The 13,876-nt window shown below is 36.0% G+C and carries 12 protein-coding genes and 4 pseudogenes; 7 read left to right on the forward strand and 9 right to left on the reverse strand.

Annotated features, from left to right (window positions below; genetic code table 11):
* Window positions 1-1,159 precede the first annotated feature (1,159 nt).
* On the reverse strand, window positions 1,160-1,402 hold the full coding sequence (locus RCG23_RS03115) for a restriction endonuclease (protein WP_308178552.1): 243 nt from the start codon (window positions 1,400-1,402) through the stop codon (window positions 1,160-1,162).
* A gap of 158 nt (window positions 1,403-1,560) precedes the next feature.
* On the opposite strand from RCG23_RS03115, the pseudogene RCG23_RS03120 reads away from it, so the two are divergent.
* From RCG23_RS03120 to RCG23_RS03135, 4 genes and pseudogenes are all read left to right on the forward strand, one after another.
* Window positions 1,561-3,037 (forward strand): annotated as a pseudogene (locus RCG23_RS03120) (spore germination protein).
* Between the two features lie 7 nt (window positions 3,038-3,044).
* On the forward strand, window positions 3,045-4,166 hold the full coding sequence (locus RCG23_RS03125; RefSeq protein ID WP_308178553.1) for a GerAB/ArcD/ProY family transporter: 1,122 nt from the start codon (window positions 3,045-3,047) through the stop codon (window positions 4,164-4,166).
* On the forward strand, window positions 4,163-4,396 hold the full coding sequence (locus tag RCG23_RS03130) for a hypothetical protein (protein WP_308178554.1): 234 nt from the start codon (window positions 4,163-4,165) through the stop codon (window positions 4,394-4,396). Before RCG23_RS03125 ends, RCG23_RS03130 begins: the two co-directional genes overlap by 4 nt.
* A 30-nt stretch (window positions 4,397-4,426) precedes the next feature.
* A complete protein-coding gene (locus RCG23_RS03135; protein ID WP_308178555.1) occupies window positions 4,427-5,254 on the forward strand; it encodes a Ger(x)C family spore germination protein in 828 nt (275 codons plus the stop codon).
* Between the two features lie 61 nt (window positions 5,255-5,315).
* Here RCG23_RS03135 and RCG23_RS03140 read toward each other — a convergent pair whose 3' ends face one another.
* Window positions 5,316-5,681, reverse strand: coding sequence for a transcriptional activator HxlR (locus RCG23_RS03140; RefSeq protein WP_308178556.1), 366 nt, complete (start codon window positions 5,679-5,681; stop codon window positions 5,316-5,318).
* Window positions 5,682-5,829: 148 nt separating this feature from the next.
* On the opposite strand from RCG23_RS03140, the gene RCG23_RS03145 reads away from it, so the two are divergent.
* Window positions 5,830-6,822, forward strand: a complete 993-nt coding sequence (locus RCG23_RS03145) for an NADPH:quinone oxidoreductase family protein (RefSeq protein WP_308178557.1) — start codon at window positions 5,830-5,832, stop codon at window positions 6,820-6,822.
* Between the two features lie 41 nt (window positions 6,823-6,863).
* Here RCG23_RS03145 and rpiA read toward each other — a convergent pair.
* The 7 genes and pseudogenes from rpiA to RCG23_RS25835 all read right to left on the reverse strand — a co-directional run bounded on the left by rpiA (window position 6,864) and on the right by RCG23_RS25835 (window position 12,051).
* Window positions 6,864-7,533 (reverse strand): annotated as a pseudogene (gene rpiA / locus RCG23_RS03150) (ribose-5-phosphate isomerase RpiA).
* 120 nt (window positions 7,534-7,653) lie between these two features.
* Window positions 7,654-8,136, reverse strand: coding sequence for a hypothetical protein (locus RCG23_RS03155; protein ID WP_308178558.1), 483 nt, complete (start codon window positions 8,134-8,136; stop codon window positions 7,654-7,656).
* A 125-nt stretch (window positions 8,137-8,261) separates the two neighbouring features.
* A pseudogene (gnd, locus tag RCG23_RS03160) lies at window positions 8,262-9,155 on the reverse strand (phosphogluconate dehydrogenase (NAD(+)-dependent, decarboxylating)).
* Window positions 9,156-9,202: 47 nt separating this feature from the next.
* Window positions 9,203-10,660 (reverse strand): glucose-6-phosphate dehydrogenase, encoded by a 1,458-nt coding sequence (gene zwf / locus RCG23_RS03165; protein ID WP_308178559.1) that lies wholly within the window; start codon window positions 10,658-10,660, stop codon window positions 9,203-9,205.
* Between the two features lie 804 nt (window positions 10,661-11,464).
* Window positions 11,465-11,617 carry a hypothetical protein gene (locus RCG23_RS25825; RefSeq protein WP_374049803.1) on the reverse strand — a complete coding sequence of 51 codons (153 nt, stop codon included), beginning with the start codon at window positions 11,615-11,617 and terminating at the stop codon, window positions 11,465-11,467.
* 16 nt (window positions 11,618-11,633) lie between these two features.
* Window positions 11,634-11,771: a hypothetical protein gene (locus tag RCG23_RS25830; RefSeq protein WP_374049839.1), complete on the reverse strand. Its 138-nt coding sequence runs from the start codon at window positions 11,769-11,771 to the stop codon at window positions 11,634-11,636.
* Window positions 11,747-12,051, reverse strand: a pseudogene (locus tag RCG23_RS25835) (YitT family protein). The gene RCG23_RS25830 and the pseudogene RCG23_RS25835 overlap by 25 nt, the downstream one beginning before the upstream one ends.
* Window positions 12,052-12,571: 520 nt before the next feature.
* Between RCG23_RS25835 and hxlA the strand changes: the two are divergent.
* Window positions 12,572-13,204 carry a 3-hexulose-6-phosphate synthase gene (gene hxlA, locus RCG23_RS03175; protein ID WP_308178560.1) on the forward strand — a complete coding sequence of 211 codons (633 nt, stop codon included), beginning with the start codon at window positions 12,572-12,574 and terminating at the stop codon, window positions 13,202-13,204.
* Window positions 13,205-13,212: 8 nt separating this feature from the next.
* Entirely contained in the window at window positions 13,213-13,770 is a 558-nt protein-coding gene (gene hxlB / locus RCG23_RS03180; RefSeq protein ID WP_308178561.1) for a 6-phospho-3-hexuloisomerase, read from the forward strand.
* The last annotated feature ends 106 nt before the right edge of the window (window positions 13,771-13,876 follow it).

Raw genomic sequence — 13,876 nt, forward strand, 5'->3', positions numbered from 1 at the left:
CTCTTTGACCGGCGGCTTGTTTTCAAATAAAAGGCGTTCCAGCTCAGGATTCGCGGCCAAACCGCTTTCCAACTGCTTAAACCCTTGCCGCAGCCTTTTTACCTGGCTTAAGGTGGCAAAATTGCTAAAGACAACTTCCCTGGGATGTACATCAAGTCTTTGCCTGCGGGCATGTTCCTCCATATAACCGTGCAATTCCACCTCAACCGAAGAAGCGGAACGATTCGCTTTCAGAACTTTTCCAATATCCTTGTCCATTCCCTTTAGCTTGACACTCATATCCTTGAGTGACTTCCATTCCTGTTCCTTCAGCTGACAGCCCGTTATTTTTACCCGACTGAAATCATCATTGAATATCAGTGCTGAATAGCGGGAGGTTATATCAGGAATATCCGCGGATTGCTCCTGAATTTTGAGGTAACCTTCCCAACTCGCAATCCGCTTTTTCACGTATAGTGAACTTTCCTGGAGAACCGGCATGTTGTGAATCAAGTTCAGTAACTCAAACGGTATCGATCCGCTGCTTTGAACATTTAAGTCAAATATGAAATCTGCCGAGATGCGCCAATTGGATGCCAAGGGTATATGCACCGGTCTCGTCGTCACATTCGTCACCACAAACTGATCCTGCTTTACCAAACAATGCAGAACCACAACAAATCGATCGAACTTGTCTGCAAGCCTTTCGTTTCTCTTAATGTCAAAAAACAAGGCAGCCGTAACAAGGCCATCTCCAGATTGCGGATACTTTTCTATATAAACATGATACGATTTCTCCAATAAAAAAAACGATCGCTCATCCAACCCAAGCTCTCGCATTTTATCCTTTGCCTTATTGGTCAAGGTTATCGGACAACGATATGTCGTATTTTGTGCCTTTATCATATGTCCACCTGCTTCTCCAATAATAAAACGTTTTTTATGAATTTTTATCTAAAAGATAGTTTAATAGCTAGGTTATTATAGCATATTGGTTATCCAACAGATAGGCAGGATTAATGTCCCATTACCAGGTGAAAAATGTACCGGAACTTTATAATAAGCAAGAGTGCCTTATCCACTACTTATCTAACTAGACACGATTTACTTTAATTTAAAAAAACCTAATCTTACAATTAAATAGCAGCCCCATAACTAGAGCTGCTCACTAAAATATTTCTTAATTAATCTTCTTTTCCTTTATTGCCAATTTTGCTTCCATTAAATCAATCTTTTCTTTGTGGCCATGCTTTTGTAGTAAATGTAATAAATTGCTTCCATTTAACAAAGTGAGCGGTTTATCCTTTGCAAAATTATATGCATCTGGACCAAAATCTGCAGTGGATACCAAAATACCTTTTGTAGCACCTTCATTCTTAACTGTTCCATATAAGTCTCTTTGAACAAGTACGCACTTTTTCATTACATAGTGTAAAAAACTATACAGTAAAATTTATATAGTTTCCCCTACCCTATTTTATTAGTATAAAAAAATCTTTTTTTTTCATACTAAAAGGAAGAATTACCATTACAATTTTTCTAGAGTGAACAAATGGCAGCTTATATCAGTGGGGGATGTTTATGTTTTGGAAAAAGGGTAAAAGCATTGCTAATGATAGTAGTGACACACAACAACCTGTGCAAAGGAAGATCTCACTAGACTCTCTAAAACAGGTTTTAGACAATATGCACGATGTAGAGATAATCGAACGCACTACACTTAACGATCAAAAAGTTGTCTTAATCTATTTAAGAACCTTAATTGACCAGGATCGTTTGAATGAATCGATAATAGAACCTGTTATCCGATGTCCACATTCCATGATTTACGAAAGCATAGCCACACCTAAAGTAATGAAGATCCAATCACTTGAAGAGGCACAGAAATTACTCCTCACCGGTGCTGTACTTCTGAATGATTGTATCCAAGAACAATGGTTGGTCATTCCTCTTCCTAGCGAATTAAGTAGGGGGATTGAAACCTCTGAAACAGAAACAATTTTATACGGTGCAAAAGATAGTTTCACTGAACAATTAGAACCAAATATCACCCTCATACGCAGAAGACTTCCTATTACTGAATTAAAAACAGAGAAATATAAAGTAGGTTCATTAAGTGAAACAACGGTTGTCCTAATGTACATAGACGGGTTGACCAATCCTGAATATATATCAATAGCAAGAAAGAAAATCTCTGAAATTAACTTTGATTTATCGATTCATCCCAGGTAGCGGCATTTATGGAGGAACATCATCACAGTATTTTTCCACAATTCCAACAAACTGACCGCCCAGATGTTTGTTCTTATTCCTTAGGGCTCGGTAAATTAACTATCTTGGTAGAGAACACACCGTTTGTATTAATTGCACCAATCACCTTTTTTCACCTTTTCCAATCACCTGAAGATTATATTAATCGTTGGCCGGTTGCAAGTTTTTTAAGAGTTATTCGATATTTTAGCTTTTTGCTGTCCGTCACACTGATACCATTTTATGTTGCACTAACAACCCACCATTATCAAATGATTCCCTTACAAATACTATTTGTTTTAGTGGAATCTAGAAGTAAACTACCTTTTACACCATTTTGGGAAGCATTAGTGATGTTAACTATTCTTGAAATCATAAAAGAAGCGAGTTTACGGATGCCGACCAAATCAAGTCAAACCTTAGGGGTGATTGGTGGTATAGTTATCGGTCAAGCAGCGGTTCAAGCGGGTTTTGCGAGCAAAGTATTAATTGTATTAGTTTGTATTTCAACGATCTCCTCATTTTTAGTACCAAACTATTTGATGACGAAGGCAAATACACTCATTCAATTTGGTTTTCTTCTCCTTTCATCCTTTTTTGGTGTTTTTGGCATTGCCATGGGAGCTGTTGCCATTTTGGCACATCTAAATAGTCTTACTTCCTTAAAACAACCCTATTTTTCACCAATTGCTCCATTTTACTGGAAGGACTGGATCGATCTCTTTATTAGAGGCCTTTAATAAAGATGAAATCCCGTCCGGATCATTTACACCCTTTACAGAAATGGAGATACAAACGAAGGATGTGATTCAAAGTTGACCACATTTTCCTTATTTGATAAATCATCTAAATTGGACGGAATCTATGCCTTTTTCATCGTCAACCGTTTCCAAATGCTTTACCTATTTTTTTTAATGCCTACCTACTTATTACACCCGTTTATGATTTGGGTCATTGTTGCAATGGCAATCTTTTCCCAACTCAATATAATGCTGTTATGCAAATGGCTAGAATCAAATTATGCTAAAAAGGGATATCAAGGTTTTGTAGAGCTTTTTGGTGTTCGAATGGTAAGGCTTTTGACTTTTATAGGCCTTATATTGATACTAATCAAAATAACGGTGATCACACTCGGATACTTAGAAGTCATTCATGATTTTATTTTCCCATCTATGAATTCAAATTGGATTATTTTTTTCATTCTTCTTACGAGCTCCTATGTTACTTCACGAGGAATGAAAAATACCATACGGTTTGTGGTAATTGTTTTTTTATGCGTTTTTTGGATAATTTTTTTATATGTTCCCTTTTTTATTCCACCTATCGCTGCATTACATGATTTGTATCCCTTGATACCAACAAAGTGGACAACTGATTCATGGAAAGGATTGTTACTCATTTGGTCTTCATATTCAGGACCAGAGTATTTAATCTGTTTAATTCCTTGGATCAACCCACAACAAAAAATGAGGAAATATTTAACCTATGCGAATGCTCTTTCTACTTCAGAGTATTTGCTATTGTTTATTGCGAGTTTATTCTTTTTCGGTTCAAATTATTTAGGTAAAACTAAATACCCTATTATTCATATGATTCGATACTTACAATCTCCCATGTTTGAACGACTGGATATTATCCTGATTTCACTACATATGTTTTTATTGGTGTTTGCTATATCAATTTTCTTGTTATGTATATATGGGGCCACAAGAATCATCCTAAAAAAAACAAGTACCCAACCTTCACGTATGGGTTTTGCTGTCACTTGTATTATGTTATTTCTCTGCTTTGTAATTGTGAATAATTGGATTTGGTCCACTGAAACGGAACAGAATATTCTCCTGAATATTCAAATTTGGTTAAGTGGAATAACTTACTTTATGGTCCCAACATTCTTGCTCCTATTGACAAAGCTAAAAGGGCGTGTAAAAGCATGAGACGAAAGAAAATGCTTTTAGTTTGGGGAATCTTTGTTTCATTAGTCATGATTCCAGGATGTGCCCCATTTGTTGAGAACAACACAATTGAAGATATTGCTCCTGTCACTTTTTGGTCAATTAGTAAAGGCGAAAAAGGAAAAATAAAAATGAGTACATTAGTCCCTCCATTAGTAAATGAGCCAAAAAGCTTATTAACACTAGAAGTTGATCTCCTTAAACAGGGATGAAAAGACTTTAATTTAAGATATTATCGTGAATTGAAGGTTGGACAACTCCGTATGTTTTTAATTCATGAGGAATTAGCGAAACAAGGGATTATTCAGTTGATTAACACGCTATTGACAGACTATGATATTTCGCAACGATTGTATTTAGTAATCGTTAAAGGTAATTTTGACGATTATATTAACAGACAAGCAAAGAAGCAAGAAAACCTTGATTATTACCTGTATCGGATGCTAAAACACTATGAGAGGAAAAAACAAGGTGAAATGACCATTGTCAATTTGCATGAATATAAAAATAAGCTGTTTTCACCATTTTCAGATCCCGTTCTTCCTGTTTTCAAAGTAGCGAAAAATAACTTTATTTACGAGGGGACTGCTTTTTTTAGCAATGATAAATTAATTGAAACGGTCACAAGTACCGAAGATCAAATATTTCAACTTCTTGACAACGATCACTATTTGAAGTTTTTTCCAATACCCAAATTAGATGTGGTTATTGGACATCTACGCTCAAGAGTAAATGTGGATTTAGATAAAAATCTTTCCCTAGTTACAATAAACGTGAAATTAAATGGAAGAATTGAGGAATATCAAGGTAATAAAAATATCCTCAACGGAAATGAACTGATGCAGCTTCATAAGGAAATTAAAACTGAATTAGAAATGAAAACTACGGACCTCATAAAAAAAATGCAAGAGCTGAAGGTGGATCCTCTTCAAATCGGGACACACACCATTAGCCCCTTTTCCAAACCCATCAGCGAAAAGGTATGGTTAGCCACTTGGGGAAAAATGAAAATAAAAGTTAATTATCAGCTTTATTTTGAGGCATTACAAAATACTAAAAATAATTATTAAATTATCATGAAAAGAGGTTGACCCCCTTCGCCGGAGTCAACCTTAGATTACCAGTGAAAATTTACCTAATCGACTCTTGTCTTACTAAAGGATTCAACCCAGCAGTTTCCATATAATCTTTCCCCCAGTTATACATAGCATCGAGAATCGGCATCAAGCTTCTTCCTTGTTCCGTAATGGAGTATTCTACTTTTGGAGGAACTACGGGATAGACTTCGCGTTTTACAATCAAGTCTTCTTCCAGTTCTCGCAATTGATTAACTAGCATTCTCTGCGTAATCCCTGGCATAAGAGCTTTCAGTTCACCAAATCGCTTCGTTCCCTCTTTTCCTAGATGCCATAGTATAAGCATCTTCCATTTACCACCGATAACGGAAAGAGTTAATTCTTTTTCACAATTAAACATCTTATCCTGCATTCGCGACATTTCACTTCACCTCCATATTTATTATAACCCACAGTATACTTTTTTCACTATATAAAATAAAAGTATGTACTTGTAATATCCTTCCATACATTATATATTAGCAGTGAATATATAATTCTATTCTGCTGTTCAAGAAAGGAGTTAAAGAATGATGGAACAATTTAAAGCATTGATGGTAGATAAAAATGAAAACGATTTTTCTGTTCAAGTCAAAAAAATTACCTTGAATGAGTTACCTCAAGGTGATGTTTTAATCAAGGTTTCTTATTCTGCGATTAACTATAAAGATGGTTTAGCAAGTATTCCGAATGGGAAAATCGTTACAACCTATCCCTTTATTCCAGGTATTGATATAGCAGGTGTAGTCGTATCGTCTCAAGATCCACGCTTCCGCGAAGGAGATGAGATCATAGCAACAAGCTATGAAATTGGGGTATCCCATTATGGTGGCTATAGTGAATATGCCCGCATTCCTGGTGATTGGATTGTCCCTTTACCTGAAAATTTAACGTTGATGGAATCAATGATTTTGGGGACAGCAGGTATTACTGCAGCCCTCTCCATTCAAAGGTTAGAAGATAACGGTTTATCGCCAGAAAAGGGCAAAGTCCTTGTCACTGGAGCTACTGGTGGGGTAGGAAGTTTAGCTGTTTCCATGCTTTCAAAAAGAGGATACGAAGTTGTCGCTAGTACGGGTAAAAATTCTGAGCATACTTTTTTACATAAGCTCGGTGCAAAAGAGATTATCTCTCGTGAAGATGTCTTTAATGGTAAAATTAAACCCCTTGATAAACAAATTTGGGCTGCGGCGATTGATCCAGTAGGGGGAGAGACACTTGCATCCATCTTAAGTAAAATCCAATACAATGGTTCAGTTGCGGTGAGTGGCTTAACTGGTGGAGGAAGCGTTCCAACCACCGTGTTTCCGTTTATTTTACGTGGCATAAACCTTCTCGGAATTGATTCTGTTTATTGTCCAATGCATGTTAGACAAGACCTTTGGAATCGCATGGCAACCGATTTAAAACCTTCTACTCTTTCTGAAATTATACAGAAAGAAATTACACTTGAAGAATTACCTGAAAACTTGCCTACTATTTTAAAAGGACAAGCAAGAGGTAGAATCATTGTAAAGATATAAAAAACATAAGAGAGGGACTCAAAGTCTCTCTCTAAAGGAAATTACTTTCTTAACATGACAACATTTTTTTCTTGATCTAAAGTGATCACCAAGTCAGTCATTCCAACAAACAACCCATTTTCAACGACTCCCGGTATCATGTTAAGCATTCGTTCTAACATTTCAGGCTGAAAGTGCTCAGGAATTCGGCAGTCAAAAATATAGTTTCCATTATCAGTAATAAACGAATTTTCTCTGTTTAATCGAATTTCCGGGACTAAACCAATGGCTCTAATATGTTTTTCCGTCATTTCATAACCGAACGGAATAACTTCTACAGGCAATCGAAACGTACCTAATTTCTCTACCCTTTTAGATGAATCTGCTACAACAATAAATGTTTTAGCTGCTCTCGCTATGATTTTCTCTCTTAAAAGTGCGCCGCCACCACCTTTGATTAGTTCCAAATCTGAATTGACTTCATCTGCTCCATCAATAGCAATATCTATACTTTCTATTTCACTAAAGCTAGTAAGTGGAATGCCTAATTCTTTAGCCAATTCTTCCGTTTGAACAGAAGTTGGAATACCTTTAATGGAAAGGCCTTTCCTTCACTAGCTGACCAAGCTTTTGTATGGTATAAAAAACTGTCGAACCCGTACCAAGCCCCACAACCATGCCATCTTTAACAAACTCTGCTGCTTTTTCACCGACTATTTTTTTATCAACCATTTTGACACCCATCATAACTATGTCCTTTCTTTTTCATAAAGCATAATTATCGTTGATCTAATTCTTTGCCAAACTTTCGTGATCAGTGGCAGAGGGAGGTTGTTCCATCCATCCCGGAAACTAGTGAGATCTCTCAACAGGAGCACTTAAAATGTCTTCTGTTGTGATTTCAAGTAATTTCTCCAGGAACCTTATTGTTCCTATTATGTTTTCCTCCGTTTTAACGTTTTCCATTTTCTTATTAGCTATCAAATCATTAAGAACTTTTCTAAAGGCACTGCTTTTTATTAGCCACTCTCCAATCAGTTCCTTTGTTGCAGATCTTTCAAATTCATTTTTCACAGCAAATAAACTTTCTCTTTTTGTTTCTATTATAGTAATACCATTTAAATCTGAATTCATACGCATCTTAAAATATCTCTTTTCACTATTATAATAATTTTCATTTCTTAACCGAAAATACTCTACACCTATAGTGATTTCGTAAAAAGAAGCTGTCTCTGTACCATATTGAATGTCTCTCACTTCAACATTTTTCAATAAATCTAGATAAGTTTCTATACCATACTGAGTATTTATCATTTTTGCATCCAATACATTCATGAACTCCACATCCTTTTCTACCATCATATACATTGTTTTCATTACCATTTCACAAATAATGAGCTATTTTTCTTCACCTATTTTTATTGACTCTTTTTCTATTAAATGTGACAGATGTAATTCTGTTAGTTTTTTTCAACAACATGTCCACCAAATTCGTTTCTTAATGCAGCTACCACTTTACCTGTAAAAGTGTCGCTGTCTAATGAACGGTAACGCATCAAAAGAGACATTGCGATAACAGGAGTGGCTGCTTGTAAATCTAAAGCTGTTTCAACTGTCCATTTCCCTTCACCAGAAGAGTGCATAATCCCTTTAATTTCATCTAGCTTTGCATCTTTTGAAAATGCATGTTCAGTCAACTCCATGAGCCATGAACGAATAACTGAGCCGTTATTCCACACTCTAGCCACTTTTTCGTAGTCAAAATCGAACTTACTTTTTTCTAATACCTCGAATCCTTCACCAATCGCTGCCATCATACCGTATTCAATTCCATTGTGAACCATTTTTAAGAAATGACCGCTCCCTGCTTTACCAGCATAGATAAATCCGTTTTCGACAGCTGTATCCATGAAAATAGGTTCCACGATGCTCCAGGCTTCAGGGTCTCCACCAATCATATAACATGCTCCATTACGAGCACCTTCCATTCCACCAGAAGTACCGGCATCCATAAAGTGAATTCCTGCTTCCTTTAGCTGGTTATATCGGCGAATGGATTCCTTATAGTGAGAATTTCCAGCTTCAATTACGATATCTCCAGTGCCTAATAATGGTGTCATTTCATCAATTACTGAATCTACCACAGCATGCGGAACCATAATCCATACAACTCTTGGTTTTTCTAATGATTCAACAAGTTCTTTTAAAACAGATGTACCTTAAGCACCGTATTTCTTCATTTCTTCAACGGCACTTCCATTTACATCGAAAGCTACTACTTCGTGCTTGTTATCAATTAAATTTTTACCTAAGTTTAATCCCATTTTTCCTAAACCAATTAATCCAACTTTCATGTTCATTTCCTCCTTAATAATCTAAAAATATTCTTCATCTTTTATTACTACCACCATTTATATCCTTCCTCTGCCAATAATTGATGGGAAGCATCTGGTCCCATTGACCCGGATGGATATAATTGAAGGTGAGTTGTATTTTCCTCAAAAGCCTCTAAGATAGGCTGTACCCATTTCCAAGACAACTCCACTTCTTTCCAATGTGCAAAGAATGTAGAGTCGTCACGCATTGCATCGTAAATTAAAAGCTCATACGCTTCAGGAACATCTGCTTGCTTAGCAGAAAAATCAATATTGACTGGTTCGATTTTTCCATTGTTTAATGGGTTTTTACTATTTAATTGTAATGAAACACTTTCGTTTGGACTGATTTCAATCACTAAAAGATTTGGCGCAGTTTCTTCTTTTTGAGTCCTATACAAATCCTTTAAAGTATTTTTGAATTCAATCACAATTCGGGTGGATTTCTCTGTCATTCTTTTTCCTGTACGGATATAGAAAGGAACCCCTCTCCAAAAATCATCATCCACACATAGACGGGCAGCCACAAATGTGTCATTTAAAGAAGAAGGAGCAACTTCAGGTTCTCCTGTATACCCAACAACTGGTTTACCTTGGATTTCACCAGGACCATATTGACCTCGAATCACATGATTCACCACATCCACTTTCTTTAATGGACGAAGTGATTCTATTACTTTTCTCTTTTCATTGCGGATCTCTTCTGCACTAATTTGTTTTGGCAGCTGCATTGCTGTCATCATCAACAGTTGCAGCATATGATTTTGAAACATATCGCGAATAGCCCCAGCTTGATCATAATAACCAGCTCTCTCTTCAACCCCAACTGTTTCGCTTGCAGTAATTTGCACATTTGCAATGTATTGGTTGTTCCATAATGCTTGAAGCACTGGATTTGCAAATCCTAACGCTTCCAGGTTTTGTACCATCGGCTTTCCAAGATAGTGGTCGATGCGAAATATTTCTTCTTCATCAAAAGCTTTACTTAGTTTATCGTTTAATTCTTGAGCTGATTTTAAGTCATGTCCAAACGGTTTTTCGATAATTAGACGTTTCCAACCTTTAGTAGAACCTAGACCACTCTCTTTAATGTTGAAAGCAATCACATTAAAATACTCTGGAGCAACAGATAGGTAGAACATACGATTTTCTGGAATATTCAATTCTTCTTCACGTTGTTTAACGAGTTCAAGTAATCCTTTATATCCTTCAGCCTTGATTGCATCTACAGCACTATACCGAAAGGCACGGATAAACACTTCAAGGTTTGAATTGTCATTTAGTGATCGTCTAGAAAATGTTTTTAAGGAATCTTCCACATGGTTTTGGAAATCAGTATCTGATAAATCTCCTCTGCCCACCCCAATAATTGAGATGGGCAGAGGTAATTTTTGATCCAAAAATAAATTATATAGAGCCGGGAAGATTTTTCTTTTTGCTAAGTCCCCTGTCGCCCCAAATAAGACAAATGTCATTGCCTCCATTTTACATACCTCCAAAATTAAAAATTTTACTTATGCCTTTCTTAAAAAACTACTATAACTCTTGATAGCCAATCCCTGGCTTAGCCATATTTTTATTTGAACCTGCTTGGACCGTAATAATGATGTCCCTAAAATGCGAATGACCACATTTTGGACAATAATCATTATTCGATGTGAAGGTTAGGCATCTTGAACAAACTTTGTGATGCTTTGCATGTAACCCGAACATACTATTCACCCTTTCAATGTAGTAAACCGATTGCGGAAGATCAGATACTGATCATTAACCACAGTATTTCGTGAATCCAATGTTGCAACAAGATGTAAGTATAATACCTACATTTTTTAAATGGAAGTACGCACTTTTTATTTAAATAGTGATAAAAAAATAACATAGTAACAAAATGTATACTAAAGGAAATATACTCATCTATTTTTGTGTTAAATAAAGAACAAAAGGCGCAAGCGCCCTGGTTAGCCCCGACAGGCATAAGACGAATCACGCAGGAAATCCTGATTTCTGGAGTGATTTGGCTTATGAACCCGAGGGGCTGGGTGCTGGAGCTAGATTAATACAACTTGTAGAAGTTATTCACATCATTTTATTTTATAATTTCCTAGACGATTAAAAAGCCAGGGTGAGCATCCTCTCCCTGGCCAGCAAAAATATATGTGATATAAATTTGTTGTATAACCAATCCATTTATTTATTCGAAATTAAAAAGGGGTATATTGTCAGTTGATCCTACGCAATTATGGAGGCTTCTTATGTTTGTGAGACATCCGGTTTAGATAGCTCGCTTGTTACGCCAAAAGCTTCAACAAATAAAGAATACTGTTCTCAATTTTCTTCTTTTTACTTAAAAATCCACCTTCACCATATAAATAGGTAATACTCAAATTTAATTCTTTGATTATCCTTTCACCAATTTCGTCCGGTTTTTCTGTAATGATCATGACAGATTTCCCATGATTAAATCCATCCAAAACCTAAATAATCATTTTTGTAATAAACGGCAAGTGGCAGCATGGCTTTTTCTAGTGAAAAGACAAAAGCGGCAATATTAATAATTACAACATTAACAGCTAATAAGAATGTGCCAATCGGTATTCGATGATGCCGGTTAAACCATAGCCAGCATTTTCAATTCCATCAATGGCCCCTCCGCTTTTTACAACAATTCCTACCCCTACACCTAAAATTAGTCCACCGTAAATAACAATTAACACATCCGATTGTGTAATAACAGGCATGGATTCAAAAATCCAAAAGAAGTAATGATGTTTGCATACAATGTTCTAATCACAAATGTTTTTCCGACTTCTTTAACTTTAAAGAGTAAGATAGGGATATTTAAACCTAAAAAAAGTGCAAATATGGTAAGCCCCACATGGCATTTGCCATAATTGATAAGGCAGTTACCCCATCATCTACCAGCCCATTTGACGCTAATATCATTTCTAATCCCATTGCTGCAATAGCCGCTCTACTGTTAAAAGAATATAATCAAAAAATTTATTCATTCCATCCCCCAGCTAGAAATGTCTTTATTAATAAGAGATTTTTATAAACAACATCAACAATGGACAATTTGGGCAATTATCAAGCAACTTATACAGAAAATAGGCCATGCGGAATGGTGCATTGTTTCTTTTAAAGTTAATAGTAAGACTATATAAGCGGTGTGTCTTATAGTATACTTTTTAACACTATGTAAAATAAAAGTGCGTACTTTTATTGTTGTTATATACGTTGTATACTTGCAATTGTTCAGCGAGAGGACATGATATCCCTTATTGCTGGCAGGTACAGATAATGCACTATAAGGATAATATTACTGTAAAAGTATTATTACCCTTTGGAGATATTATCACTGTACAACAATAAAAAAATTATAGGAGTGAATATAGATGGAATTACAATTAGCATTAGATTTAGTAAATATCCCAGAAGCAATTGAGCTGGTAAAAGAAGTAGAGGAACATATTGATATCGTTGAAATCGGTACACCGGTTGTAATTAACGAAGGTCTTCATGCTGTAAAAGCAGTTAAAAAAGCATTCCCTAACTTAAAGGTATTAGCAGACCTAAAAATCATGGATGCAGCTGGTTATGAAGTAATGAAAGCTTCTGAAGCAGGTGCAGATATCGTCACAATTCTTGGAACTGCTGAAGATATGTCTATTAAAGGTGCTGTTGAAGAAGCGAAAAAACAAGGTAAAAAAATCCTTGTTGATATGATTGCTGTAAAAGATCTTGCTGGACGTGCAAAAGAAGTGGACGCTATGGGTGTTGATTATATTTGTGTGCACACTGGCTACGATCTTCAAGCTGTTGGAAAGAACTCATTTGAAGATTTACAAACTATCAAAAATGTTGTAAAAAATGCTAAAACGGCAATCGCAGGTGGTATTAAATTAGACACACTTCCAGAAGTCATCAAAGTACAACCAGACCTTGTCATTGTAGGTGGCGGGATAACTGGACAAGCTGATAAAAAAGCTGCTGCTGCAAAAATGCAACAAATGATTAATCAAGGGTAATTCAGATCATGAATACAACTCAATACCTAGCTGAAATCATAAAAGAGTTAAATCGCTCCGTAGATTTAATTTCGAATGATGAAGCTGAAAAATTAGTTAATGGGATACTTGAATCAAAAAAAATCCTTGTTGCAGGTGCAGGTAGATCTGGATTTATGGCTAAATCATTTGCTATGCGAATGATGCACATGGGGATTGATGCCTTTGTGATTGGCGAAACAGTAACCCCTAACTTTGAAAAAGATGACATCTTAATCATTGGATCAGGTTCAGGAGAAACGAAAGGTTTAGTTTCCATGGCTGAGAAAGCAAAAAGCATCGGTGGGACGATTGCAGCTGTAACCATTTTCCCTGAGTCCACTATTGGACAATTAGCGGATATCACAATTAAGTTGCCTGGCTCACCTAAAGATCAGTCGGAGAGTGATTTTAAGACGATTCAACCAATGGGCTCATTATTTGAGCAAACACTTTTACTATTTTACGACGCTGTGATTCTTCGGTTCATGGAGAAAAAAGGTTTGGATACCAATAAGATGTACGGTAGACACGCCAACTTAGAATAAATATATTATTCCTCGAGTTCTAAATAGGAAAGACCGCAAGCTGTTTCCACCAAGATTGCGGTCTTTCTGTTAAAATTAACTACTTCAATTTGTAATAATTTTAGGA

Source organism: Neobacillus sp. PS3-34 (genome assembly GCF_030915465.1).
Lineage (GTDB): Bacteria > Bacillota > Bacilli > Bacillales > Cytobacillaceae > Neobacillus_A.

What these genes read in the sequence shown, in the direction of transcription:
- RCG23_RS03115 (WP_308178552.1), bottom strand. Translation starts at nt 1,402, where the DNA reads ATGAAAAAGTGCGTACTTGTTCAAAGAGACTTATATGGAACAGTTAAG.
- RCG23_RS03130 (WP_308178554.1), top strand. Translation starts at nt 4,163, where the DNA reads ATGAGACGAAAGAAAATGCTTTTAGTTTGGGGAATCTTTGTTTCATTA.
- RCG23_RS03140 (WP_308178556.1), bottom strand. Translation starts at nt 5,681, where the DNA reads ATGTCGCGAATGCAGGATAAGATGTTTAATTGTGAAAAAGAATTAACT.
- RCG23_RS03145 (WP_308178557.1), top strand. Translation starts at nt 5,830, where the DNA reads ATGATGGAACAATTTAAAGCATTGATGGTAGATAAAAATGAAAACGAT.
- RCG23_RS03155 (WP_308178558.1), bottom strand. Translation starts at nt 8,136, where the DNA reads ATGAATGTATTGGATGCAAAAATGATAAATACTCAGTATGGTATAGAA.
- zwf (WP_308178559.1), bottom strand. Translation starts at nt 10,660, where the DNA reads ATGGAGGCAATGACATTTGTCTTATTTGGGGCGACAGGGGACTTAGCA.
- RCG23_RS25825 (WP_374049803.1), bottom strand. Translation starts at nt 11,617, where the DNA reads ATGATCATTACAGAAAAACCGGACGAAATTGGTGAAAGGATAATCAAA.
- hxlA (WP_308178560.1), top strand. Translation starts at nt 12,572, where the DNA reads ATGGAATTACAATTAGCATTAGATTTAGTAAATATCCCAGAAGCAATT.
- hxlB (WP_308178561.1), top strand. Translation starts at nt 13,213, where the DNA reads ATGAATACAACTCAATACCTAGCTGAAATCATAAAAGAGTTAAATCGC.